The 24,644-nt window shown below is 72.8% G+C and carries 27 protein-coding genes and 1 tRNA gene; 17 read left to right on the top strand and 11 right to left on the bottom strand.

Annotated features, from left to right (window positions below; all coding sequences use genetic code 11):
- Positions 1-107: 107 nt before the first annotated feature.
- From ACH4NX_RS27950 to ACH4NX_RS27970, 5 genes are all read right to left on the bottom strand, one after another.
- Positions 108-1,988 (bottom strand): copper resistance CopC/CopD family protein, encoded by a 1,881-nt coding sequence (locus ACH4NX_RS27950; RefSeq protein ID WP_398129115.1) that lies wholly within the window; start codon positions 1,986-1,988, stop codon positions 108-110.
- A 283-nt stretch (positions 1,989-2,271) separates the two neighbouring features.
- A complete protein-coding gene (locus ACH4NX_RS27955) occupies positions 2,272-3,036 on the bottom strand; it encodes an SDR family NAD(P)-dependent oxidoreductase (RefSeq protein WP_398129114.1) in 765 nt (254 codons plus the stop codon).
- Entirely contained in the window at positions 3,033-3,527 is a 495-nt protein-coding gene (locus ACH4NX_RS27960; RefSeq protein ID WP_351398039.1) for a cupin domain-containing protein, read from the bottom strand. The genes ACH4NX_RS27955 and ACH4NX_RS27960 overlap by 4 nt, the downstream gene beginning before the upstream one ends.
- Entirely contained in the window at positions 3,524-4,168 is a 645-nt protein-coding gene (locus ACH4NX_RS27965; RefSeq protein WP_398129113.1) for a GNAT family N-acetyltransferase, read from the bottom strand. Before ACH4NX_RS27965 ends, ACH4NX_RS27960 begins: the two co-directional genes overlap by 4 nt.
- Complete coding sequence (locus ACH4NX_RS27970) at positions 4,161-6,236, bottom strand: penicillin acylase family protein (RefSeq protein ID WP_398129112.1); 2,076 nt, start codon at positions 6,234-6,236, stop codon at positions 4,161-4,163. The genes ACH4NX_RS27965 and ACH4NX_RS27970 overlap by 8 nt, the downstream gene beginning before the upstream one ends.
- Before the next feature lie 82 nt (positions 6,237-6,318).
- Between ACH4NX_RS27970 and ACH4NX_RS27975 the strand changes: the two genes are divergently transcribed.
- The 4 genes from ACH4NX_RS27975 (at position 6,319) to ACH4NX_RS27990 (ending at position 8,999) form a co-directional block, all read left to right on the top strand.
- Positions 6,319-7,050: a siderophore-interacting protein gene (locus ACH4NX_RS27975; RefSeq protein ID WP_398129111.1), complete on the top strand. Its 732-nt coding sequence runs from the start codon at positions 6,319-6,321 to the stop codon at positions 7,048-7,050.
- Positions 7,051-7,074: 24 nt separating this feature from the next.
- The gene (locus ACH4NX_RS27980; RefSeq protein ID WP_398129110.1) at positions 7,075-7,659 is read left to right on the top strand and encodes an HhH-GPD-type base excision DNA repair protein; all 585 of its coding nucleotides are present in this window, start codon (positions 7,075-7,077) and stop codon (positions 7,657-7,659) included.
- 198 nt (positions 7,660-7,857) lie between these two features.
- Entirely contained in the window at positions 7,858-8,154 is a 297-nt protein-coding gene (locus tag ACH4NX_RS27985) for a type II toxin-antitoxin system VapB family antitoxin (RefSeq protein WP_003999914.1), read from the top strand.
- 227 nt (positions 8,155-8,381) lie between these two features.
- Complete coding sequence (locus ACH4NX_RS27990) at positions 8,382-8,999, top strand: LytR C-terminal domain-containing protein (protein ID WP_398129130.1); 618 nt, start codon at positions 8,382-8,384, stop codon at positions 8,997-8,999.
- A 91-nt stretch (positions 9,000-9,090) separates the two neighbouring features.
- Here ACH4NX_RS27990 and upp read toward each other — a convergent pair whose 3' ends face one another.
- Positions 9,091-9,726 (bottom strand): uracil phosphoribosyltransferase, encoded by a 636-nt coding sequence (upp, locus tag ACH4NX_RS27995; protein WP_351398047.1) that lies wholly within the window; start codon positions 9,724-9,726, stop codon positions 9,091-9,093.
- Positions 9,727-9,865: 139 nt separating this feature from the next.
- Here upp and ACH4NX_RS28000 point away from each other — a divergent pair, with 139 nt between their 5' ends.
- The 8 genes from ACH4NX_RS28000 (at position 9,866) to ACH4NX_RS28035 (ending at position 14,761) form a co-directional block, all read left to right on the top strand.
- Positions 9,866-10,120 carry a hypothetical protein gene (locus ACH4NX_RS28000; protein WP_351398049.1) on the top strand — a complete coding sequence of 85 codons (255 nt, stop codon included), beginning with the start codon at positions 9,866-9,868 and terminating at the stop codon, positions 10,118-10,120.
- A 361-nt stretch (positions 10,121-10,481) separates the two neighbouring features.
- Positions 10,482-11,033 carry a hypothetical protein gene (locus ACH4NX_RS28005; RefSeq protein WP_351398146.1) on the top strand — a complete coding sequence of 184 codons (552 nt, stop codon included), beginning with the start codon at positions 10,482-10,484 and terminating at the stop codon, positions 11,031-11,033.
- A gap of 95 nt (positions 11,034-11,128) precedes the next feature.
- Positions 11,129-11,560 (top strand): tRNA adenosine(34) deaminase TadA, encoded by a 432-nt coding sequence (gene tadA / locus ACH4NX_RS28010; protein ID WP_398129109.1) that lies wholly within the window; start codon positions 11,129-11,131, stop codon positions 11,558-11,560.
- 67 nt (positions 11,561-11,627) lie between these two features.
- A tRNA-Ser gene (locus ACH4NX_RS28015) sits at positions 11,628-11,712 on the top strand.
- Between the two features lie 183 nt (positions 11,713-11,895).
- Positions 11,896-12,072: a hypothetical protein gene (locus tag ACH4NX_RS28020; protein ID WP_351398053.1), complete on the top strand. Its 177-nt coding sequence runs from the start codon at positions 11,896-11,898 to the stop codon at positions 12,070-12,072.
- Entirely contained in the window at positions 12,072-12,365 is a 294-nt protein-coding gene (locus ACH4NX_RS28025) for a Dabb family protein (RefSeq protein ID WP_351398148.1), read from the top strand. Before ACH4NX_RS28020 ends, ACH4NX_RS28025 begins: the two co-directional genes overlap by 1 nt.
- Positions 12,366-12,554: 189 nt before the next feature.
- Complete coding sequence (locus ACH4NX_RS28030) at positions 12,555-13,532, top strand: RNA polymerase sigma factor SigF (RefSeq protein ID WP_398129108.1); 978 nt, start codon at positions 12,555-12,557, stop codon at positions 13,530-13,532.
- Positions 13,533-13,822: 290 nt separating this feature from the next.
- Positions 13,823-14,761 (top strand): RNA polymerase sigma factor SigF, encoded by a 939-nt coding sequence (locus ACH4NX_RS28035; RefSeq protein ID WP_351398056.1) that lies wholly within the window; start codon positions 13,823-13,825, stop codon positions 14,759-14,761.
- Positions 14,762-14,940: 179 nt separating this feature from the next.
- Here ACH4NX_RS28035 and ACH4NX_RS28040 read toward each other — a convergent pair whose 3' ends face one another.
- On the bottom strand, positions 14,941-15,138 hold the full coding sequence (locus tag ACH4NX_RS28040) for a hypothetical protein (RefSeq protein WP_279565242.1): 198 nt from the start codon (positions 15,136-15,138) through the stop codon (positions 14,941-14,943).
- Positions 15,139-15,401: 263 nt separating this feature from the next.
- Here ACH4NX_RS28040 and ACH4NX_RS28045 point away from each other — a divergent pair, with 263 nt between their 5' ends.
- From ACH4NX_RS28045 to ACH4NX_RS28055, 3 genes are all read left to right on the top strand, one after another.
- Entirely contained in the window at positions 15,402-15,902 is a 501-nt protein-coding gene (locus tag ACH4NX_RS28045) for a MarR family transcriptional regulator (protein WP_351398058.1), read from the top strand.
- A gap of 13 nt (positions 15,903-15,915) precedes the next feature.
- Positions 15,916-18,492: an MFS transporter gene (locus ACH4NX_RS28050; protein ID WP_398129107.1), complete on the top strand. Its 2,577-nt coding sequence runs from the start codon at positions 15,916-15,918 to the stop codon at positions 18,490-18,492.
- A gap of 208 nt (positions 18,493-18,700) precedes the next feature.
- Positions 18,701-19,522, top strand: a complete 822-nt coding sequence (locus ACH4NX_RS28055) for a YceI family protein (protein ID WP_351398062.1) — start codon at positions 18,701-18,703, stop codon at positions 19,520-19,522.
- Between the two features lie 57 nt (positions 19,523-19,579).
- On the opposite strand, the gene ACH4NX_RS28060 is transcribed toward ACH4NX_RS28055, so the two are convergent.
- Positions 19,580-20,281: a GAF and ANTAR domain-containing protein gene (locus ACH4NX_RS28060; protein ID WP_351398064.1), complete on the bottom strand. Its 702-nt coding sequence runs from the start codon at positions 20,279-20,281 to the stop codon at positions 19,580-19,582.
- Positions 20,282-20,299: 18 nt separating this feature from the next.
- The gene (locus ACH4NX_RS28065; protein ID WP_398129106.1) at positions 20,300-21,049 is read right to left on the bottom strand and encodes an ANTAR domain-containing protein; all 750 of its coding nucleotides are present in this window, start codon (positions 21,047-21,049) and stop codon (positions 20,300-20,302) included.
- Between the two features lie 219 nt (positions 21,050-21,268).
- Between ACH4NX_RS28065 and ACH4NX_RS28070 the strand changes: the two genes are divergently transcribed.
- Both ACH4NX_RS28070 and ACH4NX_RS28075 read left to right on the top strand, forming a co-directional pair.
- Entirely contained in the window at positions 21,269-21,688 is a 420-nt protein-coding gene (locus ACH4NX_RS28070; RefSeq protein ID WP_398129105.1) for an STAS domain-containing protein, read from the top strand.
- Between the two features lie 9 nt (positions 21,689-21,697).
- Positions 21,698-22,168: a PPOX class F420-dependent oxidoreductase gene (locus ACH4NX_RS28075; protein WP_351398070.1), complete on the top strand. Its 471-nt coding sequence runs from the start codon at positions 21,698-21,700 to the stop codon at positions 22,166-22,168.
- A 16-nt stretch (positions 22,169-22,184) separates the two neighbouring features.
- On the opposite strand, the gene ACH4NX_RS28080 is transcribed toward ACH4NX_RS28075, so the two are convergent.
- The gene (locus ACH4NX_RS28080; protein ID WP_351398072.1) at positions 22,185-22,955 is read right to left on the bottom strand and encodes a TetR/AcrR family transcriptional regulator; all 771 of its coding nucleotides are present in this window, start codon (positions 22,953-22,955) and stop codon (positions 22,185-22,187) included.
- 157 nt (positions 22,956-23,112) lie between these two features.
- Entirely contained in the window at positions 23,113-24,618 is a 1,506-nt protein-coding gene (locus tag ACH4NX_RS28085) for an MFS transporter (protein ID WP_351398074.1), read from the bottom strand.
- Between the last annotated feature and the right edge of the window lie 26 nt (positions 24,619-24,644).

Here is a 24,644-nt window from a genome sequence, read left to right on the forward strand (position 1 = left end):
TGGTCAACGGGGTGTGGGGCACGGTCTGCGGCGCTGCGCGCTGCGGGTGCGCCGGATGCGCGGGGGCGCGCTCTGAGCCGCCGGCGCCGAAAGCCTCGCCGGGCCCGCTACCGCTCGATCCGGATCCGCCTCGTCTCGCTCACCTGGTCGATCTCCGACACCCGGACCGTCGTCTTCATCGTCCAGGTGCCGGGGAGGGGCAGGGTGAGGGAGTTGGCGCTCCAGTAACCGCCCCGGTCGACGAGCTCCGCGTCGATCGGCCCGACCTCGCGGTCGGGCAGGGTGAAGGAGAGACGCAGCTCGGGTACGGCGGCCAGGCTGCCGTCGGGGCCGAAGACGACGGCCTGCACGGCGTTGTCGCCGGTGCGGCCGGGGTCCAGGGTGATCTGGACCGTGCCCCGGCCGGAGCCGCCGACGTCGAAGGGGATCGTGGTGACGGACGCGGGCAGCACCCCGCCCGCCGGTACGGCCCGCGCCGCCGCCTCGTCCGCGGCCCTGCCCGGCAGGGTGCCGGTGAGCACGGTCGTGACCACCAGGACGACGGCCGCGACGACGGCCTCGACCAGGACGGACCTGCGCAGCCCCCGGCGGTGTGCGTCCCCGTCGACCGGCGGCTCCGGCAGGGGTGACTCCGGTTGGGGTGGCTCCGGTTGGGGTGGCTCCGGTTGGGGCGCTCGCGGTTCGGACGGCCCTCGTTCGGGCGGCCCCGGCTCGGGCGCTCCCGGTCCGGACGGCCCCGACACCGCGTGCGCCGGTGGCCCGCCCACCGGCTCCGGCACCCGCTCGCGTACGCACTCGCGTACGGCCGTCTCCGCGCTCGCCCCCGCCCCCGTCACTCCTGCCGCCGTCACCCACGCGGCCGTCCACCGCCGTGAGACCGCCGCCGCGGCCAGCAGCACGGCCACCCCGGCCAGCTTCGCCAGCAGCAGCCTGCCGTACGTCGTCTCCGTGAGCGTCGGCCAGGAGCCGAGGCCGCGCCAGGACTGGTAGACGCCGGTGACGACCAGGACGGTCACGGAGACGAAGGCGGTCCGGGAGAAACGGGCGACCGTGCCGGCGTCCGGACAGCCGCGCAGGGTGAGGAGCAGGGCCACGAGACCGCCGAGCCAGACCGCGGTGGCCAGCAGATGCAGCACGGACGACGTCATCGCGACCGGCACCTGGATCCCGGCGGAGGCGTGCTCGGCGGCGGCCCAGGTCAGGGCGAGGCAGACCGCCGGCACGACACCCCCGGCGACGGAGAGGGCGGTGCGCTCCCGGTGACGGCCCCCGCGGGCCATGTGGAGCAGGAACAGGGCGACCGGCACGAGCAGCGCCAGCCTGACCACCAGCAGCACGCCGGGCCGGGTCGTGAGGGTGCCGCCGAGCGCGTCGGCGTCGAGGGCCGCCGACGGCCCCGTACCCGCCTCGTACGGGGCACGCAGCACCAGCAGGGCGACGGTGGCCCCCAGCAGGGTCCACCAGCCCGCCACCAGCGGGCGGCGCAGCGGGGCGGGGTCCGGCGGCCGGCACAGGGCGACGAAGGCGGCGGTGCCGATGAGCAGGGCGGCGGCGAGGTAGGAGAGGTAGCGGGCGGTCTTGTGGAGGGTGGCGGTCAGCGGGTTCTCGGTGGGACCGGTGTCCACGGACGCGGTCGTCGCGGAGGGCTTGCCGACCGAGAAGGTGAAGGCGCCGGAGACGGGGTGGCTGTCGGCCGACACCACCCGCCAGGCCACGGTGTACGTGCCCGCGCCGAGTTCGCCCGACAGCGCGACGCGGGCCGTGTCGGAACGGCCGTCCGCCCGCCCGGCCTCCCCCGTGCGCACCCGGTGGCCGCCGGGGTCGAGGACGCGGAAGGAGTCGTCGCGCAGGCCGACGGACTCGGTGAACGTCAGGGTGACGTGGCGCGGGGCCCGCGGGAGGACGGCGCCGTCCCCGGGGTCGGTGGAGCGCAGGGCGGCGTGGGCGGACGCCGGTGCCGCGCCGCCGAGGACGAACAGGACCAGCACGGCGCCCAGCAGCGCCGGCCCCTGGACCCGCCGCCGGCCCCGTCGTCCCCGTCCGCTCCGACGGCCTTCTCGCTCCCGGCCTCCAGTGCGCGCACCGCCACCACACCTCACGTCGCATCTCCGTCGTCGGGACCCACTGCCTCGGGGATACGTACGGACGCGGGCGCCGCCCCGCTCACCGGAGACCGTCGAAGGCCGCCGAAGACCCGTCGAAGGCCGCCGGAGACCCGCCCGGGGGCCACCGGGAGCCCGCACGTGACCCACCGGGTGCCGGGCCGGGACCTCACCACGACGGGCGGGCCGTCACCCCGCCGTCCACCACGAGGTCGTGTCCGGTGACCCAGGACGCCAGCCGCGACGCCAGGAACACGCACGCGTCGCCCACGTCCTCCGGCCGCCCCAGCCGTCCCGTGGGTGCCGCCTCCCGCCACCTGCGTACGCCGTCCGGCCAGGCGCCGGCCAGCCCCTCCCGGTCGATGAGGCCGGGCGAGACGGTGTTGACCCGCACTCCCCACGGGCCGTACTCCAGCGCCGCCGAACGGGCGTGCGTCACGACCGCCGCCTTGGAGGCGCCGTAGTGCGCGTGGGCGGGTGCGGGGGCGCCCGCCTCGATGGACGCGATGTGGGTGACCGTGCCGCCGCCGTCCTGGGCCCGCATGATCCGGGCGGCGGCCTGTGTGCACGCGAAGACACTGGTGAGGTTGGTGTCCACCACCGTCCGCCACTCGGTGGCCGTCATACCGGGCAGGTCCCGCAACGGCTGCACGCCCGCGTTGTTGACCAGCGCCGTCAGCCGCCCCCCGCCCCAGTCGGCGGCTTCCTCGAGCAGGCGCCGGCAGGCGTCCTCGTCGGTGAGGTCGGCCCGCAGGACCGTGGCCCGTCCGCCGCGCTCCCGGATCCGCGCGGCCACGTCCCGCGCCGCCTCCACCGCCGTACGGCAGTGCACCGCGACCGCCGCGCCCTCCTCGGCGAACCGCAGCGCGACGCCCCGGCCGATGCCGCCGCCCGCGCCGGTGACCAGAGCGACCTGACCGTCGAGGAGAGTCATGGGCGGCACAGTTCCACGATCCGCTCGGCCGCCGCCGGATAGCGCGCCGTGAGGCCGGCCGCGTCGCCGTGCTCGTAGTCCCCGTAGGTGAATCCGGGCGCCATCGTGCACCCGAAGAAGGACCACGTGCCGCCCTCCGCCACCCGGCCGCCCATCCAGGTCCCGGCGGGGACGGCGAACTGCACGTGCTGTCCGCCGAGGACGTCCGGCCCCAGCACCGCCGTACGCGCGCCGCCGTCCGGGGCGAGGAGCAGCAGTTCCAGCGGGTCGCCGAGGTAGAAGTGCCAGACCTCGTCGAAGGGCAGGCGGTGCAGGGCGGAGAAGTCACCCGGACGGGCGGTCAGCAGTGCCACGATGGCCGAGCCCGCCGGGCGTCCGTCCGGGCGCTCGGGGCCGGCCCAGGTACGCCGGAACAGGCCGCCCTCACGGGGGATCGGCTCCAGTCCGTAGTGCGCGATCAGGTCCTCGGCGGTCGGCGGGGGCGGCGTCACGCCGGGAAGGCTACCTCCCGGCCGAGGAAGGCGAGTTGCGCCTTCTTCTCCGGCAGGTACACGTCCGGCAGGTCGACCTCGGGCAGCACGACCGCCGGTCCGGCGGTGAAGCCCTGTTTGAGGAAGCGCGCGATCGCCTTCTCGTTGCCGACGTCCGGGTCGACCACGATCCGCTTCCGGCCCAGGCCCAGCAGGACGTACGCCACCAGGGCTCCCGCGAGCGCGGCGGTCCAGCCGGGCCGCGTGCCCTCGGGTCCGGCGGGGGCGAGCAGCAGGTGGACGCCGATGTCACCGGGTTCGACGTCGTAGCACTCGCTCACCCGGTCGGCTCCGGGATCGTAGGTCTGGAACACGGCGACGGGCGCGCCGTCCTTCACCACCAGGTAGGCGTGGTGGGTGTCGAGCGTGTCCATGTAGGCGTAGGTCTCGGCGACCTGTTCCGGGGTGAGGTCGTTCATGCCCCAGAAGGCGGCCCGCTCCTCGCTGACCCAGCGGTGGACCACGGCGGCGTCCGCGGCGGCGTCGAGGGGGAGGACGCGCACGGTGCCGAAGCCGGCGAGCTCCTGCTCGTGGACGGCGACGCGGGAGGCGTACGGGGACGGCGACGGGAGCATGGACGAGTGCGGGTGCGGGTCAGACATCTGTTTCCTTCGTGAGGCGGGCGAAGTCGGTGACCACCGGGGCCAGCTCTCCGTCGAGCCACAGCTGTCGCTGGTCACGGTGGTGGGGGGAGCCGGGGACGCCGGACGCGCCGAGGGGTACCACCCAGCGGCTGTTGTGCCGGTCGGCCAGGTCCCAGACGTACCGGGCGGCCGGGCCGCGCGCGGCCCGGTCGGTGAGGCCGGGCACGGCGGAGGTGCACAGCACGCAGTCGTGGTCGCCGGACAGGCCGGGTTCCTCCCCGTGGGCGGTGTCCGGCAGCGCCCGCCAGGGGGCGAGGCGGTGGGTGTCGCCCCAGGTGCCGGCGGGCGGCCGGGCGGCGACCTCCTCCAACGCCGTGCGGACGGTGCCCGCGCGGTCGATGCCGTACAGGTCCGGGGCGCGCAGCAGGTGTTCGAGGGCGTATCCGACGCGCGGCACGAGCGCGAGCCAGGGCAGCAGCACCTCGGGGTACGCGGGCGGCACCGACGCCGCGGCGAGGGCCGGGTGCGCGGCCAGCCGCCGTACGACCGCTCCGCGCACGGCCGCGTACAGCGCCGCGTCGGTGCTGTCGGCGTCCATGCGCCGGTCCCAGGCCAGGAGGCGCTCGCGCAGGGCGGCGGCCGCGGGGGGCAGGTCGTCCAGGGTTGCCAGGTGGTCGAGCAGGGGGGCTGCCGAGGCGAGGTGGGTGTCGGTGTGGATCGCGGGCATGTCGGCGGCCGACCAGCGTTCCTTCCCGGCGAGCAGGGCGGCGATGCGGTCGGCGCGGTGCGGTGGGGCGAACTCGACGCCGAGCGGGGTGGCCGGGCCGCGCTGGTTGGCCATCACGGCGACGCCGTCGGCGAGCCCGGCGCGGGGCGGGGTGTGCCAGCCCTCCCACTCGTGGCCGGGTTCCCAAGCCGGGACCGGGCGCAGGCGGTTGGCGGTGGACCGGGACGGCACCCGCCCCGCGACCCGGTGCAGCAGCCCGCCCTCGGTGTCGGCGGCCTGCACGACGTTGACCGGCTCGGCCCACGCGTCCAGGGCGCGGTCCACGTCGGCGACCCGGCGGGCCCGCAGCAGTGGCAGCAGGGCGCCGAAGCCGAGGTCGGCGGTGACGCGGGGCGGGTAGCGCAGGGTGAGGGCGGTGGGGGTGCCGTCGTCCAGGCCCTCGGGTCCGCCGGCGATGACCGGGCCCCGGCCGGTCTCGATGACCTCGACCTCCACGTCGTCCTCCCCGGCGACCCGGATCGTCTCCGTGTGCCGGGTGGCGCGGTGCCAGGTGCCGTCGGGGCCGAGCGCCTCGACGCCGGCGCCGGTGCGGCGCAGTCGCTCGCGGTACAGGTCCTGGTAGTCGGCCATGGCGTTGGTGATCGCCCAGGCGACGGTGCCGGTGTGACCGAAGTGGGCGATGCCGGGGACGCCGGGCACGGCGAGGCCGACGACGTCGAACTCCGGGCAGGACAGGTGGATCTGCTGGTAGACGCCGGGGTCCTCGATGAAGCGGTGCGGATCGCCGGCGATGACGGCGTGCCCGGTCACGGTCCGTTCGCCGCTCACCAGCCAGCCGTTGCTGCCGGCGGTGCCGGGTCCGTCGGCGGCGAAGAGCGCGACGGCGTCCGGGCCGAGGTGCGCGGTGATGTGCTCGCGCCAGAGCTTGGCGGGAAAGCCGGCGAAGAGGATGTGCGTGGCGAGCCAGATACCGAGCGGGGTCCAGGGCTCCCAGCGGCCGGGGGCGAGGCCGGTGCGCGGGAACTCGGGAGTGGACGGGCCGGTGTCGGCCAGCCCCTCGTTGACTCCGTCGACGTACGCCCGCACCCAGGCGGCCGTCTCCGGTTCCTTCTCCTCCAGGGCGGCGAAGCAGCGGCGGGCGGTGTCCGCGAGCCGGGCCCGCCGGGCGAGCCGGTCCCAGGAAAGGGCCTCGGGGCCCAGGAAGGACGCGGAGGTGCCCTGCGCGCGGTGCCGCTCGACCTCCAGCTGCCAGGCCCGGTCACGGGCGGTCACCCGGCCCTGGGCGCGGGCGAGTTCGGTCACGTCGTCCGCGCGCAGGTGCGGGATTCCCCAGGCGTCGCGGTATGTCTCGGCGCTCACCCCTGTGCCCCCACTTTCCTTTAGGTTAGGCTCACCTAAGTCAATCGTCGTGGCCGAATAGTACGTGAAGGGTGAAGAAACGATGGGGCAGGGGCGGGGTTGGGAGGGCGCGGTCCTCAAGCTGATGCGGGGCAAGGACTTCGAGTTCACCGTGACGGATGCCGAGGACGTGACCCCGGACTTCCGGCGGCTGCGCCTGAGCGACGGCGGCATGCTGGCCGCGACCGGCGTCCACCCCACGATGTGGGTGCGGCTGTGGTTCGACAACGCGGGCAAGCCGCACCAGCGGGCGTACACGCTGGTCGACCCGGACCCGGCGGCCGGCACCTTCGGCATGGAGTTCGCCCTGCACGAGGGGTGCGCGAGCGACTGGGCCCGGGCGGCGAAGCCGGGCGACACCATCGGGGCGACGGTCCAGGGAACCGGCTTCCAGGCCCCCGAGCCCACCCCCTCCCGCGTCTTCGCGGTCGCCGACCCGGCCTCCCTCCCCGCCCTCAACTCCCTCCTCGACGCGCTGGGCCCGGTCCCCGCCACGATCTGGTTCGAGGACGGCGGCACCGGCACCGACGGCCTGCCCTTCCGCACCGACCCCGGCCGCCACGAGGTCCGCTCGGTCCCGCGCCGCGACGCGGGCGCCCACCTGGTCGCGCGGGTGAAGCAGGACCTGCCCGAGCTGCTGCGTTCCACTCCGGAGCCGTACGTCTGGATCGCCTGCGACACGGTGACGACCCGGGCGCTGGGCTCGTACGCCCGCAAGGAGCTGGGCCTGCCCAAGCAGCGGGTGAACGCGCTGGGGTACTGGCGCGCGACCTGAGCCCGCACGCGCGATCATCGGGGCATGGACGTCACACTTCACCTCGCCCAGGACCCCGAGGCCGACGAGCTCCTCGGCCGCAGCCCGCTCGCCGCGCTGGTCGGCATGCTGCTGGACCAGCAAGTCCCCATGGAGTGGGCGTTCAAGGGCCCGTCGACCATCGCCCGGCGCATGGGCGCGGAGGACCTGGACGCCCACGACATCGCCGCCCACGACCCCGAGGCCTTCGCCGCCCTGCTCTCCGACAAGCCGGCCGTGCACCGCTACCCCGGCTCGATGGCCGGCCGCGTCCAGCAGCTGTGCCGGTACCTCGTCGAGACCTACGACGGTGACGCCGAGGCCGTCTGGCGGGGCGTCGGGACCGGCAAGGAGCTGCTGAAGCGGCTCCAGGAACTGCCGGGCTTCGGCAAGCAGAAGGCCCAGATCTTCCTCGCCCTGCTCGGCAAGCAGCTCGGCGTCCGGCCGGAGGGCTGGCGCGAGGCCGCCGGCGCCTACGGCGAACCGAAGTCCTTCCGCTCCGTCGCCGACATCACCGGGCCGGAGTCCCTGACCAAGGTCCGCGCCCACAAACAGGAGATGAAGGCGGCGGCGAAGGCCGCCGGCGCGTAGCCGTCGTGCAGCCGTCGCGACAGGGTCCGGGCCGCCCCGGAGGGCCGGGCCCGGGCCGGCCGCCGCCCCTCCACGACGCCTGACGGCGGACCCGCCCGCTCCCCCCACCCCGTTTGCCACCGTTTACGGCTTCTTTTCCAGTACCGCACTCGGGCGCCATGGCTGCGCCCGCAACCTCCGGGCCGGTAGGCTTTCCGTGTGATCTTCAAGCGCATCGGAAACGGCCGGCCGTACCCCGACCACGGCCGGGAGAGCACCCGGCAGTGGGCGGACGTCGCGCCGCGCCCGGTCCGCCTCGATCAGCTGGTGACGACCAAGGGTCAGCTCGACCTGGAGACGCTCCTCGCCGAGGACTCCACCTTCTACGGCGACCTCTTCGCGCACGTCGTCAAGTGGCAGGGCGACCTGTACCTGGAGGACGGCCTGCACCGCGCGGTGCGCGCGGCGCTCCAGCAGCGCCAGGTGCTGCACGCGCGGGTCCTCGAACTCGACTGACCGAAACGGCCCCACGCCCTGCGGCGTCCGACACGGCACACCCTGCGGCGGCCCGCACGGCACCACGGCGACGCCTCCCAGCCGGCCCCGCGACGCTCCTCGGACGCTCCGGCTTGACCCTTTCGGGTTGCATTGCCCCGAACCTCGGAACGTCGACTGATCATCTAATAGGCATCACCGTCCCAGCGGACTACGCTGCGACCATGAGCATGCTCACTCCCCCTGGCATGGGCGGCCAGTACAAGATCACGGGGGACAAGTACCCGCGGATGCGACCGGCCCGACGCCGCGGCCGACTCGCTTTCGCCGCCGTCTCCTGCGTCACCGTGCTCGGGGTGCTCGGCTGGGGCACACTGCAGCTCATCGACGTCTTCACCGGCGGCGACAAGGCCTCGGCGGCCGGGGCCGCGGACTGCCCGGCCACCCCCGCGAAGGCGAGCGCCTCGCCCGCCGCGGTGGCCGTGCCGAAGCCGGCCCAGGTCACCGTCAACGTGCTCAACGCGACGACCGTCGGCGGTCTCGCCCAGAAGACCGCCGACGAGCTGAAGAAGCGCGGCTTCCGCGTCGGCGACGTGAGCAACGCGCCCAAGGAATACGACAAGAAGGTCGACGGCACGGGCGTCCTGCTCGGCCCCGCCGCCTCCCTGAAGACCTCGCTGCCCGTACTCGGCGCCCAGCTCCCCGCCGCCGAACGCCGTACCGACGCCGCTCGCAAGGGCGCCACCGTCGACCTGATCATCGGCAAGGGCTTCAAGGGACTGGCGACGCAGGCGGACGCCGACGCGGCGCTGACCGAGCTGGCCGCACCGCGGTCGACGTCCGCCGCGGAGAAGAAGAGCTGCTGAGCAGTCGTACTCGCGTCGAGTAACGCCTCGGCCGGGCCACAAGGCCCGGACCGGAGTCCGGACCAGGGCTCGGCCCGGAGCCCGGACCGTGCTACTCGGCCGCTCCGTACATCCGGTCGCCCGCGTCGCCGAGGCCCGGCACGATGTAGCCCTGCTCGTTGAGCCGCTCGTCGACCGAGGCCGTCACGACCGTCACCGGGGTACCGGCCAGCTCGCGCTCCATGATCTCGACGCCCTCGGGGGCGGCCAGCAGCACCACGGCCGTCACGTCGTCGGCGCCACGCTTGATCAGCTCCTGGATCGCCGCGACCAGGGTCCCGCCGGTGGCCAGCATCGGGTCCAGTACGTACACCTGGCGTCCGGAGAGGTCCTCCGGCATACGGGTGGTGTACGTGGAGGCCTGCAGCGTCTCCTCGTTGCGGATCATGCCGAGGAAGCCCACCTCGGCGGTCGGCAGCAGCCGGACCATGCCGTCGAGCATGCCGAGCCCGGCTCGCAGGATCGGCACCACCAGCGGGCGCGGGTGGGAGAGCTTGACGCCGGTGGTCCGGCAGACCGGCGTGTGGATGTCGACCTGTTCGGTGCGCACGTCGCGCGTGGCCTCGTAGGCGAGCAGGGTGACCAGCTCGTCGGCGAGACGTCGGAAGGTCGCGGAGTCGGTGCGCTGGTCGCGCAGCGTGGTGAGCTTGTGGGCGACCAGGGGGTGGTCGACGACGTGGAGACGCATGTCCCCCACAGTAACCGGGCCCCGCGGGACCGGCGTCCCCGCGGCTGGCAAGCCCCTGATCAACGGCTCCACTCGTTCGCCCGCGTCAAACCGCCCGACCGGGGGAAGGTGGGAGGGACGGACGCTGGGTGGTGAGACTGTGCCTGACCGGGACTTCCACGACACGCCGTCTCCAGGCGAGGAGCCGGGGACGGGTCGCGGCACGGAGCGAAGCACGGACCGGAGTACCGAGCCGGATGCCGAACCGGAGAGGGACGCCGAGCGCCGCAGGCGCCGGGCCCAGTTCCTGCGCGACCTCGCGGAGGCCCGTGCGCTGCGCGACCGCGTCCAGCCGCGCCGCGCCAAGACCGCCCGGCTGCGGCACGCGATGCGCATGCGCACCTTCCGCTGGTAGTCCCCTCGGCCGGTCAGCCCCCTCGGCTGGGATCCCCTCGGCCGGCGGGCCCCTCGGCCGGCGGGCCCCTCGGCATTCCCCTGGCCCCGCCGGGGAAGATCACGCGCCGCGCCGACGTTACGACGGACGGACGTACGCGGCACCGCGAGATTCCGCGAAATCCGCGTACGATCCGCACGTGGCGGCGGCGAGCCTCGGGCCCCGGTCAAAACTGCCGGACACAGGGCGTCGAAGACGTCCCCTGAGGGCCTTGTTTCTGCCACGATTCCGAGTGGGTGGGCTCGGAGCGCCGCTCCCCCGCCCGCAGCCTCCGCCGGGGGGACCCCCAACCGGCACGCCTATGACCAGTGGGAGAGTCACGGTGTACTTCGCCGCACTGCTCGCGCGCACCGAAGACGGGTGGGAAGCGAGCGATACAGAGCTCGACGATGTGGAGACCCTGTCGGATCTGGCCGACCTCGCCCGGGAGGCCTCTCCCGACGAGGACACGGTGCTCGTGCTGATCGAGCAGGAGGACGCGTGGTTCGGAGTCGTCCGGGTGGACGGCGAGGAGGACCCCCGCATCTACGTGTCGGACGCCGCCGCGGCCGCCCGCAGCAGCTACGGCGAGATCCTGCTCACCGACGAGCTGCTCGGCCGGGACCCCGGTGACGGCGGCGACGACCTCGACGCCCTCGATCTCGACGGCACGGAGGACGGAGAGTCCGACGACGAGGACGGTGACGACGGCAGGGACGGCGATGACGCGGCCGCCGGTACGGGTGAGGCCGTGCCGCACGGGCCGGTCGGTGACGCCGAGGTCCTCGACGACCTCGGCGTGAGCGAGAAGGAGTTGCGCTCGATGTCCGGGGACGCGGTCGGCGAGATCGCCGAGGCCCTGGGCGTCTCCGATGTCCTGGAGACCGTCCGCTGACCGCGCCGACCGAGCCGGCCGGAGGGGGCCGGGAGGAAGAAGCGCCGGACGGCTCCGTACCGCCCGACCCGGTACGCGACCCGTGGCGGGCCGCGATGCGGCTCGCCCTGGCCGGGGCCGGGCGGGCCGCACGGGGTGGGGACGTCCCCGTCGGCGCCGTCGTGCTGGCGCCGGACGGCCGGACCGTGCTGGCGGCCGGACACAACGAACGCGAGGCCACCGGCGACCCCACGGCCCACGCCGAGGTCCTCGCCGTCCGGCGGGCCGCCGCGGAGCTCGGCGAGTGGCGGCTGGCCGGCTGCACGCTCGTCGTCACCCTGGAGCCGTGCACGATGTGCGCGGGCGCGCTCGTGCAGTCCCGGGTGGACCGCGTCGTCTACGGCGCCCGCGACGACAAGGCGGGCGCGGCCGGCTCCCTGTGGGACGTCGTGCGCGACCGGCGCCTCAACCACCGCCCCGAGGTGATCGAGGGCGTACTCGCGGACGACTGCGCCCGGCTGCTCACCGACTTCTTCCGCGACCGCTGACGGTCACCCGCCAAGGCGCCCGGAACCGATTTCAAACCATGCCGCACTGTGTTGTAAGGTCTCTCTCGGTAGCGTGTCCGAGCGGCCGAAGGAGCTCGCCTCGAAAGCGAGTGTGGCGCAAGTCACCGTGGGTTCAAATCCCACCGCTACCGCCGATGAAGGGCCCAGTCCGGCGGACTGGGCCCTTCATGCTGTGTCCGGGCCGGGCCCGGGTCCCCCACGGCCCGCCGGCCCGGGCATTGATCGCTTCCGGCATTGATCGCTCGCGGGACCGGACAGTTACACTCACCGCCGGTAGCACAGGAGTCCGAGGGACAGTCCCAGGGGAGGCCGCGGTGGCGGTGAACGCGAAGAAGATCGCCGTCTACGTGCTCGTGGTCTTCATTCTGTACGTGATCATCACGGATCCGGCCACGGCCGCCGACTACGTCCAGATAGGTTTCCAGGGCATCTCCGACGCGGCCGCGGCCGTCGGCGACTTCATGACCTGGGCCGCCAACGGAGGAGAATGATGATCCGCCACCTGGTGCTCTTCAAACTGAACGAGGGCGTGGAGCGCGACGACCCGCGGGTCGTGAAGGGCGTCGAGGCCTTCCGGGCGCTCGGCGGCCGGATCGAGGAGCTGCGCTTCTGGGAGTGCGCCTGGAACATCAGCGACCGGCCCATCGCCTACGACTTCGCCATCAACTCCGCCGTGGACGACACCGCCGCCCTCCGGCGCTACGTGGACCACCCGGCCCACCAGGCGGGCGTCGCACTGTGGCGGGAGTTCGCCACCTGGGTGATCGCCGACTACGAGTTCTAGCACGGCCCCGCGTCCCGGCCCCGCACCCGCACGGTGCGGGGCCGCTCACGTTCTCCCCGGGTCCGCCTCGCGTTCACTCAACACGGCGTTATGCGGTGCTTGCACACAGTGCACATGTCTTGTGATGCTATGACCGCTTTTGACGGATGAGTTACGGAAGAGTTGACCGATCACGAGGTGGAGTTGACCGTGCCGGCCAGTACTGCGCCTCAAGCACCGCCCGCACAGGCCTCTCAGGCCACACAAGCCCCGCAGCACCCACAGCCCACGCAGCTCCCGCACACCGAACACACCGAGCACCCCACGCAAAACGCACAGACCGCACCCGTCGTACAGGCCGCACCCGTCGCACAGGCCGCACCGGTCCAGGCGCCGCCCGCGCCGGAAGCCGCGCCGCAGCGCAGCCGGGGTGCCGACACCCGGGCCCTGACCCAGGTGCTCTTCGGTGAGCTGAAGGGCCTCGCGCCGGGCACACCGGAGCACGACCGGGTGCGGGCGGCACTCATCGAGGCCAACCTTCCGCTGGTGCGCTACGCCGCCGCCCGCTTCCGCTCCCGCAACGAGCCGATGGAGGACGTCGTCCAGGTCGGCACCATCGGGCTCATCAACGCCATCGACCGCTTCGACCCGGAGCGGGGCGTGCAGTTCCCGACCTTCGCGATGCCGACCGTCGTCGGCGAGATCAAGCGGTACTTCCGCGACAACGTCCGCACCGTGCACGTACCGCGCCGGCTGCACGAGCTGTGGGTGCAGGTCAACAGCGCGACCGAGGACCTGACGACCGCCTTCGGCCGCTCCCCGACGACCGCCGAGATCGCCGAGCGGCTGCGCATCACCGAGGAGGAGGTGCTGTCGTGCATCGAGGCGGGACGGTCGTACCACGCCACCTCGCTGGAGGCCGCGCAGGAGGGCGACGGGCTGCCCGGTCTGCTCGACCGGCTCGGCTACGAGGACCCCGCCCTCGACGGGGTCGAGCACCGCGACCTGGTCCGCCACCTGCTCGTCCAGCTACCGGAACGGGAGCAGCGCATTCTGCTGCTGCGCTACTACAGCAACCTCACCCAGTCGCAGATCAGCGCGGAACTCGGCGTCTCCCAGATGCACGTCTCGCGGCTACTGGCGCGTAGTTTCCAGCGATTGAGGTCCGCGAACCGGATCGACGCGTAGCCTGGAGACCGCCTCGAGAGGTAATCGAAGGCGCGAGCGGGAGGTCACCGGGACGAGCGAATCGCTCACCAGGGACGTTGCGGAAGGATCGGGCCGAAAGCCCGTCAGACCCCCTGTTTCCAGGGGGTTTTCGCGTCTTGGATGTCGACATGTCACTACAGCGCGTTGCCGACATGTGACATTCTGCCGGAGACGCGTTTGCCGGAGCTCCGGCTCCGGTATTCAGGTGGAGGCTGCGTTCCCGGCGTGGGAGCGTCGCCGTGACCGTCCCGCGACCCAAAGGGGGTGGCATGTCCGCAGACCAGGGCAGCTCGAAGGTGCTCGCGCTCGCCGAGAGCGAGACCGCGCCCGACACGCTCGAGGCGCTCGGCCCCGTCGATGACGCACAGGCCATCGAAGCCGTACCCACTCTCGACGCCGCGCCGGCCCTCAACGCCGTGCCGGCCCAGGCCGTCCCGGCCACGGGGGCCATCGACACCCGCACCCTGTCCCGCTCCCTGTTCCTGCGGCTCGCCGCCCTCGACAAGAACAGCCCGGAGCGTACCTACGTCCGGGACACCCTGATCGAGCTCAACCTCCCGCTGGTGCGTTACGCCGCCGCGCGCTTCCGCTCCCGCAACGAGCCGATGGAGGACATCGTCCAGGTCGGCACCATCGGCCTGATCAAGGCGATCGACCGCTTCGACTGCGAACGGGGCGTGGAGTTCCCGACGTTCGCGATGCCGACCGTCGTCGGGGAGATCAAGCGGTTCTTCCGCGACACCTCGTGGTCGGTGCGCGTCCCGCGCCGGCTCCAGGAGCTGCGCCTGGCCCTGACCAAGGCCACCGACGAGCTCTCCCAGAAGCTGGACCGCTCCCCGACCGTCGCCGAACTGGCCATCGTGCTGGGCGTGTCCGAGGAGGACGTCGTCGACGGCCTCGCGGTCGGCAACGCCTACACCGCCTCCTCGCTGGACTCCCCGGCCCCGGAGGACGACGGCGGCGAGGGCTCCCTGGCGGACCGCCTGGGCTACGAGGACACGGCGCTGGAGGGCGTGGAGTACCGCGAGTCCCTCAAGCCGCTGCTGGCCAAGCTGCCGCCCCGGGAGCGGCGGATCATCATGCTGCGCTTCTTCGCCAACATGACCCAGTCGCAGATCGGCGAGGAGGTCGGCATCTCGCAGATGCACGTCTCCCGGCTGCTGACCCGCACCCTGGCACAGCTGCGCGAGGGCCTCATCTCCGACTGAGCCCGGCGCGGACGCACGGACGCACCGACGCACGGACGCACATGACTACGGCGGCGGCCGCCGCGGCACCTCGGGGGTGAAGCGGCGGCCGCCGCCGTATGCGTATGCCCGCTCGTCCGTGCGTATGCACGTCCGCACGTCCGCACGTACGCGCGGTGCCGGTCCGTTCCGGCTCCGGTCTACTTCAGCGCCAGCCAGGCCACGGCCGCGACGATCACCACGGCGGCCACGATGCCGACGATCAGGCCGATGCGGGGCCCGGAGGAGGCGGCGGGGGCCGCCTGCCGGGACTGGGGGGCGTCGTCGACGAACGCGCGGAACATCTGGGTGCTGCCTGCGGGGTCGTTATTGCCCTGGGGGCCCTGGTTGTTAGCCATGGGCCGAGACACTAGCGAATCCGCGGTTGCGGCCCAAGTGCGGGGCTGCCGAGATCCCTTGACCTCCGCCCGCCGGATGCTCGTCGGACGCCCGTCGGACGCCCGTGACCCGCCCACGGCCCGGCACCCGCCCGTCACCTGCACGTTTACTTTCGCAATACTTGCCTTTGCCAACTTTTTATGACGCGATGACCGTTTTTATTTGCCTGTAGCAACCAACCGATCCTATGGTTGCCCTAAGCAACAAATAACGGGAGGTGCGCATGGCCGAGAAGGCTCAGTACGAGGAGCTGATCCGCCAGTTCAGCGCCTTCGGCGCCGTGAAGCGGGAGATGGGGCGGCTACTGCCGTCCGACTGTCCGAGCGGATCCGTCGCCGTACTGACGCTGCTCGGCCGCCACGGGGACATGCGCATGAGCAAGCTCGCGGAGCTGCTCGCCGTGGACATGTCGGTGACCAGCCGCCACGTCGCCCACGTCGCCGAGCGGGGCTGGATCGAACGGTCCCCCGACCCCGCGGACAAGCGCTCGCGCATTCTGCGCCTGACGCCCGACGGTCAGGGCCGGCTCGACGACATCGCCGAACGGACCAGCCAGATGCTCGCCCACCGGCTGAGCGACTGGTCCGACGACGAGGTCGGCCAGCTGTCCCGGCTCATGGCCCGCCTCAGGGCCAGCTTCGACGACTGCCGGGGACCCGCTCCCCGGCCACCCGCACCGTCCGGGGACGAACAGTCCACCCGTACACCCGCGACCACCACGTAAGTAAAGGAAGTCCATGGCAACGACCACACCAGCCGGTGTGCGGGCTCATGCCAAGCACGGGGGAGGCTCCAACGGAGACGCTCCGATGACGCACCGGCAGATCATGGAAGCGCTGTCCGGGCTGCTGCTCGGCATGTTCTGCGCCATCCTGTCCTCGACCATCGTCACCAACGCCCTGCCCGAGATCATCGGTGACCTCGGTGGCGGCCAGAGCGCCTACACCTGGGTCGTCACGGCCTCGCTGCTGACGATGACCGCCTCCACCCCCCTGTGGGGCAAGCTCGCGGACCTGGTCAGCAAGAAGGCCCTGGTCCAGATAGCCCTGATCGTCTTCGTCATCGGCTCCGTAGTGGCCGGTCTGGCGCAGAACCCCGGGATGCTGATCACCGCCCGAGGCATCCAGGGCCTGGGCGCCGGCGGTCTGTCCGCCCTGGCGCAGATCATCATGGCCGCGATGATCTCCCCGCGTGAGCGCGGGCGCTACTCCGGCTACCTGGGCGCGACCTTCGCCGTCGCGACCGTCGGCGGTCCGCTGCTCGGCGGTGTCATCACCGACACCAGCTGGCTCGGCTGGCGCTGGTGCCTCTACGTCGGCGTGCCCTTCGCGATCATCGCGCTGATCGTGCTGCAGAAGACGCTGAACCTGCCCGTGGTCAAGCGGAAGGTCAAGGTCGACTGGGCCGGCGCCTTCTTCGTCACCGCGGCCGTCAGCCTGCTGCTCGTCTGGGTGACCTTCGCCGACGACAAGTACTCCTGGATGTCCTGGCAGACCGGCGCCATGGTCGGCGGCGCGATCGTGCTGACGCTGATCTTCCTCTTCGTCGAGACGAAGGCCAGCGAGCCGATCATCCCGCTGCGTCTGTTCAAGAACCGCACCATCACGCTGGCCTCGCTGGCCTCGCTGTTCGTCGGTATCGCGATGTTCGCGGGCACCGTCTACTTCAGCCAGTACTTCCAGCTGGCACGCGGTGAGTCCCCGACCATGTCGGGCGTCATGACCATCCCGATGATCGGCGGCCTGTTCATCTCGTCCACGGTCTCCGGCATCATCATCACCAAGACCGGCCAGTGGAAGCGCTGGCTGCTGGCCGGCGGCGTGCTGCTGACGGCGGGCCTGGGCCTGCTCAGCACCATGCGCTACGACACCGCCTACTGGCACATCGCCATCTTCATGGCGCTGATGGGTCTCGGCGTCGGCATGATGATGCAGAACCTGGTCCTGTGCACGCAGAACCAGGTGGCCCCGAGCGACCTGGGCGCGGCCTCCTCCGTCGTGACCTTCTTCCGGTCCCTCGGCGGCGCCGTGGGCGTCTCGGTGCTCGGCTCCGTGATGTCGAGCCGGATCAGCCACTACGCCACCGACTCCATCGGGCAGCTCAAGCCCGAGGACCAGGCGGCGGCCGGCCAGGCCATGGGCTCCGGCCAGATCCCCGACATGGGCATGCTGCCCGCGCCCATCCGCACCTGGCTGGAGAGCGCGTACGGGCACGGCATCGCCGACATCTTCCTGTACGTCGCGCCGATCGCACTGCTCGGCTTCCTGGTGACGCTGTTCATCAAGGAGGTCCCGCTGCGCACCTCGGGCGCCCTGGCCCAGGCCGCGGAGGCCACCGCCGAGACCGCCGCCCCCGTCGCCCCGGCTCCGGCCGAGGCCACCCGGGTCGCCCCGGAGCCGGTTCCGGCCGGCGCGACGGCGGGCGCTTCGTCGGCGCCCTCGGCCGGCTCGGCCACCTCGGTCGCCGACGCGGGTCTGCGGCCCGACGCCACCCAGCGGCTCGCCGCCGTCGCCACGGCGACCGGCTCCGGTGATCCGCAGGCGCCCGTATCCGGCGGCATCGCGGTCCGCGGCTTCGTCCGCGGCGCCGAGTCCGCGCCGGTCCCGCAGGCCGCCGTCACGCTGATCTCGCTGGCGGGCCGGCAGCTGGGCCGGTCGGTCGCCCAGGCCGACGGCTCGTACGCGGTCGACGTGCCGGGCGCGGGATCGTACGTCCTGATCGCCTCCGCCGACGGCTTCCAGCCGCAGGCCTCGACGATCGTCGTGAACGACGAGCCGATCGCGTACGACATCCTGCTCAGCGGCACCAGCGGGCTGACCGGCCTGGTGCGGGCCGTGGAGAACGGGCTGCCGGTCAAGGACGCGATGGTGATCGTGACCGATGTGCGCGGGGACCTGCTGGCCACCGCCGCCACCGGTGAGGCGGGCGAGTTCGCCTTCACCGAACTGGTGCCGGGCACGGTGACCGTCGCGGTGAACGCCGCCGGCTACCGGCCGCGCGCCCTGCCCCTCGAGGTGGGCGGCACCGGGGTCACCCGGGTCGAGGTCGACCTCCAGGCCGGGGCGCAGCTCCAGGGCGTCGTGCGGGCACCGCACGGCCCGCTGGCCGACGCCCGCGTCACGCTGGTCGACGCGGCGGGCAACGTGGTCGGCACGGCCACCACCGGGACGGACGGGGCGTATGCCTTCACCGACCTGGACGCCGGTGAGTACACCGTCATCGCGACCGGCTACCCGCCGGTGGCGACGGCCCTGACGGTCACCGGCCCCGGTGCCGACGGCCACGACATCGAGCTCGCCCACCCGGGCGAGTAGCCGGACCCCGGCCCGTGGTGGCGTGCGCGCTCTGAGCGGAGGCGCGCCCGCCCACCACGGGCCGGTTTCTTCACGGCCTTCTTCTCACGGCCTTCTTCTTCACGAACTTCTCCACGACGTCCTCCGCGATGTCCTCTCCGACGTCCTTGGACCTCCGCTACGACCTTCTTCACGACCACTTTCTGAGCCTTTGCAGGGAGAAAACGGGATGGGACTGACCGCGAGGATCCGTACGCGGGACGGATGGGCCGTGTCGCACGCGGTCGTCACGGTGACCGACACGACCGGCACGCAGGTGCTGCGCGCCGAGGCGGACACCGAGGGCGCCGTGCGGGACACCACCGTGCTGACGCCGGGGGCGTACACCGTCATCGTCACGGCCGTCGGGTACGCGCCCGCCGCCTCCAGCGCGATCGTCACCGCGAGCGGCCGGGCCGAGGTCGGCACCGTGACGCTGGCCCGCCAGGGCGGCACCGAACTGCCGCCGCCGGGGCCGTGGACCGTCGACCCGGCGCACTCCAGCGTGGCCGCCGTCGCCCAGCACCTGGGCATCTCCAGCGTGCACGGCCGGTTCACGGACTTCACCGGCACGGTCGAGATCGCGCCGGACGACGTCACCAAGTCCCGGGTGGAGGCGGTGATCCGGGCGGCCTCCGTCGACACCGGCAACGGCATGCGCGACACCCACCTGCGCTCCGCCGACTTCCTGGACGTCGAGCGGTACCCGGAGATCACCTACCGCTCCACGGGCGTGACGCAGTCCGGGCAGGACCGCTGGACGGTCCACGGCGAGCTGGGCCTGCACGGCGTGGTGCGCCCGGTCGACCTGGACCTGGCCTACCTCGGCACCGGCGCCGACCCGTGGGGCGGCACCCGGGCGGCGTTCCGCGCGACGACGGAACTGCGCCGCGAGGACTTCGCCATGAACTACAACCAGGTCCTCCAGGCGGGCATCGCCGCCATCGGTACGACGCTCAGGGTCGAGCTGGACATCCAGGCGGTGCAGGGGGAGTCACTGCCGGCCGCGTGAGCCGGTCACCGGCCCCGCCCGGGCCACTGGCGCCGGCCGCGGTCGGCGCCGCCCGAGTCACCGCCGGCCGCGTGCGGCGCCGCCGGACGCCCGGGCCACCAGGTCGCCGCACAGGTCCCGGAGCTTGACGTTCCGGTCCTGCGAGGCCCGGCGCAGCCGCTCCAGGGCCCGGTGGGCGTCGATCCGCTCCCGGGCCATGAGCATGCCGACCGCCTGGTCGATGACGCTGCGGGAGAGCAGGGCGGTGCGCACGTCGGCCGCCGAGGCCTGCTGCCGCTCCAGGCGCAGGGCCTCGTTCACGGCGTGCGCGGCCCGCTCCGCGTAGGCGCGGGCCGCGTCGAGTCCGCCGGCCAGCGCGTCGGGCTCGGCGCCGTAGAGGTTGAGGGCGGCGCCCGTCTCGCCCTCGACGGCCAGCGGCAGCGCCAGCACACAGCGCACGCCGGTGGCCAGCGCGTACTCCGTGTACGCGGGCCAGCGGGTCTCCGTCGCCAGGTCGGGCGCGTACCGCGCGCTCTGTGTCTCGGCGGCGTCCACGCAGGGACCCGAGCCGTTCTCGTACTGCCGCAGATCCAGGCCGCTGGGCAGGCCGGTGCTGCCCGCCAGGGTCATCAGCCGCTCGGCGCGGCGCACCGTGACCGAGCAGGCGACGGTGCCGGGCACCTGCGCGACCGCGCGGTCGGTCAGATCGCGCAGGAGGGTGTCGAGGCCCTGGCTGCGCGCTATCGCACGGTCGAGCGTGTCAGGGATCTCCGAGGTCATGCCCGTACGGATAACCCGTCACCGCTCGCTCACGCCTCGTCCCCCGGCGCCGGTGTTCGCGTCGACGATGCGGCGGGCGAGGTCGCGCAGCTTCACGTTCTCCCGCTGCGAGGCCTTCACCAGGGACTCGAAGGCACCGGCCGCGTCGATGTTCAGCCGCTCCATGAGGATGCCGGTGGCCTGCCCGATCAGGTCCCGCGTGCGCATGGCCTCGGTGAGCTGCTCGCGCACGGTCGCCGAGTCCAGGGCGAGGGAGACGTGCGCGGTGAACAGCCGGCCGACGCGGGTGGCGTCGTCGTCGAAGGCCTGGGGCTTGCGGGCGTACGCCGTCAGCACGGTCAGGCGGCGCCGGTCGGCGCGCAGCCGCAGCGACAGCGCCGAGCGGAGACCGAGGTCGGCGAGGGCGTTCCCGCCGCCACCGGCCTCGCTGTCGTCTATCCGCACCACGGGGGTGGTCCACAGGTGGTCCCAGTCCGGGTGCGGCTCACGCACCCCGGCACGGTGCTCGGTCGCGAACCGTACGACCTCGTCGGTCCAGGCAAGGGTGCGGAGCCGGCGGCCGCGCTGGACCTCCGAGATACCCGCGTGCTCCGCGCCGGGCAGCAGGCGCACCGCCAGCGCGGCCGCGGTGGTCAGGGTGTCGTCCGGGGTGCCCGTCTCATGCAGCTGCCGAGCCGCGGCCGTCAAGGCCTCGGCCAGCTCGAAGCCCACCGGAAAACGCGGCAAATCAGTAAATTCGGACGCAGCCACCACGAACCTCTTCGGCATGCGCGGCCAAACGGCCGTGCGCAGGAGAGCTCCGCAGCACATTCCCGACTGCGAGCACAGGACGAACAGCACTTTAGCTGCTTGGTTGCGTGCCGGTGACGCCCGGCCGAAGGACCGGGCCGGGCGCCTTCCTCACCTCGCCGCCGGCGTGATGGAATGGGAGCAGGGTCAGGAAGCGGCCTCGACCGGAAGCCGGCGGACGTCTGTCAGGTGAGTGACGTGACCTTCCTCCCCCCACCGTGCGAGCCGTGCGACCCACCCGGCTACGCCGTGCTCGCACTGCCCCCCGAGATCGACTTCTGCAACGCCACGGGGCTGCTGCCCCTGATCACGACCGCGGTGGACCACCACACCGACAGCCGGTCCGACGGGCTGCGGGTGCTCGTGCTGGACCTGACCGCCACCCGCTTCATGGACTCCCAGGGTGTCCGCCTCCTCGACCGGGTGCGCCGCCGCCTGCCCGACGGCGCCCGGCTGCGGGTGGTGGCCGCCCCGCGCGGCGTGCCGAGCCGCGTGCTGGAACTGTCCGGCCTGCGCCGGGACGTGCCGGTGTACGACAGCCTCACGGAGGCACTGCGCCCCAGCAGCGGTACGGCCGGCGGACCCGGCAGCGGGGCGGGCAGCGGGAGCGCGGCCTAGGCTGGCGGCATGGCACCGAACATCGCGACGAACACCCGCGTCGGTCTGGACGAGCTGCTGGACTTCGTACGCCCCCGCCACCGGGCGATCCTGCTCACCCGGCGGGCCGACGGCGGCCCGCAGGGATCACCGCTGACCTGCGGGGTCGACGACTCGGGCCGGATCGTGGTCTCCACCTATCCGGAGCGGGCCAAGACGCGCAACGCGCACCGCGACCCGCGGGTCGGCCTGATCGTGCTCAGCGACGAGTGGAACGGCCCCTGGGTGCAGATCGACGGCACGGCGGAGGTCATCGACACGCCCGACTCCGTGGAGCCGCTCGTGGAGTACTACCGCAACATCGCCGGTGAGCACCCCGACTGGGACGAGTACCGGCGGGCCATGGTGGAGCAGGGAAAGTCGATCATTCGGGTGACGCCGGAGCGGTGGGGTCCGGTGGCGACGGGGGGCTTCCCGGCCCGCCTGGCGACGGACGGCTGACGGCGGGGCGGGGCGGTCACTCTCGTTCGACCATCGCCTCGATGCCCGCCACGAGCAGGTCCAGCGCGAACTCGAAGTCCCGGTCCAGCATCTCCGCGACCGTGTCGCCGCCGCGGGCCGACATGATGGCCTTGGAGTCGTCGATGACGTACGCGATGTCCGGCGACTCGCTCACCGCGGCCATGGAGTCGTGGAAGTAGTCGTCCGGGCTCAGGCCGCTGTCCGCCGCCCGGGTGAGCAGGTGGCCCTCTATGGTGCCGTAGCCGTAGACGAACTGGAAGACGGCGGCGATGGCGCCGGCCACGCGGTGCACCGGCAGACCGCTGCGGCGCATGACGCCGTGCACCGCCCGGGAGAAGGCCAGCGAGTGGGGCCCGATGTTGAGGTAGGTGCCGGTCAGCTGGGACAGCCAGGGGTGGTGCACCAGCAGGGTGCGGTTCTCCCGGGCCAGCGTGCGCAGCTGCCCGCGCCAGTCGTCGTCGGCCTCCGGGTCGGGGTGGCGCAGCTCGCCGAAGACGGCGTCCAGGGCGAGTTCCAGCAGCTCGTCCTTGGTGTCGACGTACCAGTAGACGGACATCGCGGTGACATCCAGCTCGGCGGCCAGGCGGCGCATCGAGAACTTGGCCAGGCCCTCGGCGTCCAGCAGCCGGACGGTGGCCCCGGTGATCCGCTCCCGGTCCAGCCCGGACGGCTGCCCGGACGGCTGTCCACCGCGCCGCCCGCCCCGCCGGCCCCCGTCCGCCAGCCAGACACTGGCCCGCGGCCCCTGCCGCCCTTCCTTCGCCATGCGCACATTCTCCTCGACTCGTCGGACGCAGGTCAGCCAAGCACCCGTAAGGGGCGCGGGTAACCGCGCGATCGACCACGAACAACCGGTAGACCAGGAACAACCGGTAGACCACGAACATCCGGCAGCCGCGCCGCAGGACGAGCCATCCGCGCTCCTAGGCGCTCACCGCCTCCGAGTCCGCCCGCTCCGCCCTGCGCAACAGCACCGCCGCCACCACCCCACCGAGCAGCACCGCCACCGCCCCCACCAACTGGCTGCTCTCCAGCCCGGAGGAGAACGCGTCGATCACCAGCCGCCGCTCCGTCTCCCCGTCCGCCGAGGCGAGGGCGGCCGGCAACGACGTCGCCGCGACCGGTACCAGCGCCGCGAACCGGGAGTTCAGCACCGCGCCCAGCACGGCCACGCCCAGCCCGTTGCCGAACTCCGCCAACGTACCGTTGATGCCCGCGCCGACCCCCGCCTTGGCCGGCGGAATCGAGCTCATGATCGCGTGTGCCATGGCCGGGTTGCCGAGCGCGCAGCCCACGCCTATCAGCAGCAGACCCAACAGCGTGCCGGCGTAGCCCTCGCCGGTGAGCGTGGCGATGGCCACCAGGCCCGCCGACATCAGCACCATGCTGAGCAGCACCGCCACCGGCGTACCCAGTTTGGCCAGCCACTTCGCCGCCACCCCGGAGAAGTTCAGCAGCACCACCGTCAGGGCCAGCGGCGCGGTCCGCAGTCCCGCCTCCAGCGGGCCGTACCCGAGTACGAACTGCAGGTGCTGGGTGAGCAGGAACAGCGCGCCGCCCATGCCGAAGGTGATCAGCACCAGCCCGGCCACCGCGCCCGTGAACCGCTGGTTGCGGAAGAAGGCCAGGTCGAGCATGGGGTACGGGATACGGCTCTCCCAGTACGCGAAGAGGGCGAGTACCCCGACCGCGACGGCCGCCGTGGCCAGTACCCGGCCCGACGTCCAGCCGTACTCGGGGCCGGAGATGATCGCGTAGACCAGCGCGGTCATGCCGATCGTGGAGAGCACGGCGCCGAGCAGGTCGGGGCGGTCGCCCTGCCGGTTCTTCGACTCGGGGACCAGGGTCACGACCGCGACCAGGCCGAGCGCCACGACGGGCAGGTTGATCAGGAAGATCGCGCCCCACCAGAAGTGGTCGAGCACGAGGCCGCCTATCAACGGGCCGCAGGCGAAGCCGAGCGCGCTGACCGCACTCCAGATGCCGATCGCCTTCGCGTGCTCCGCGGGCGCGAAGATCTGCATGACCACGGCGAGCGTGGTGGTCAGCAGCAGCGCGCCGCCGACACCCATCCCGGCCCGCGCCGCGATCAACTGCCCGGTGGTCTCCGCGAGGCCCGCCGCCAGCGAGCCCAGGCCGAACAGGGCGAGACCCGCGGTCAGCATCTTCTTGCGGCCGTAGCGGTCGGCCGCGCTGCCCGCGGTGAGCAGCAGACCGGACTGCACCAGCGAGTAGGCGTTGATCATCCACTGGATGTCCGAGGTCGTCGCGCCCAGTTCGTCGGTGAGCGAGGGGATGGCCACGTTCAGCACGGTGTTGTCCAGCACCACGGTCAACTGGGCGAGGCTGATCACACCGAGGATCAGCCAGCGCTGCGGGTGGCCCTGGACCGCGGGCGCGGCCTTCTGTTCCGGGGAGGACGTCGTCATGCTGTACAGCGTATAGGGGCTCTTAT

The sequence above is a fragment of the Streptomyces sp. NPDC017225 genome, from assembly GCF_044331465.1.
Taxonomy (GTDB): Bacteria; Actinomycetota; Actinomycetes; order Streptomycetales; family Streptomycetaceae; genus Streptomyces.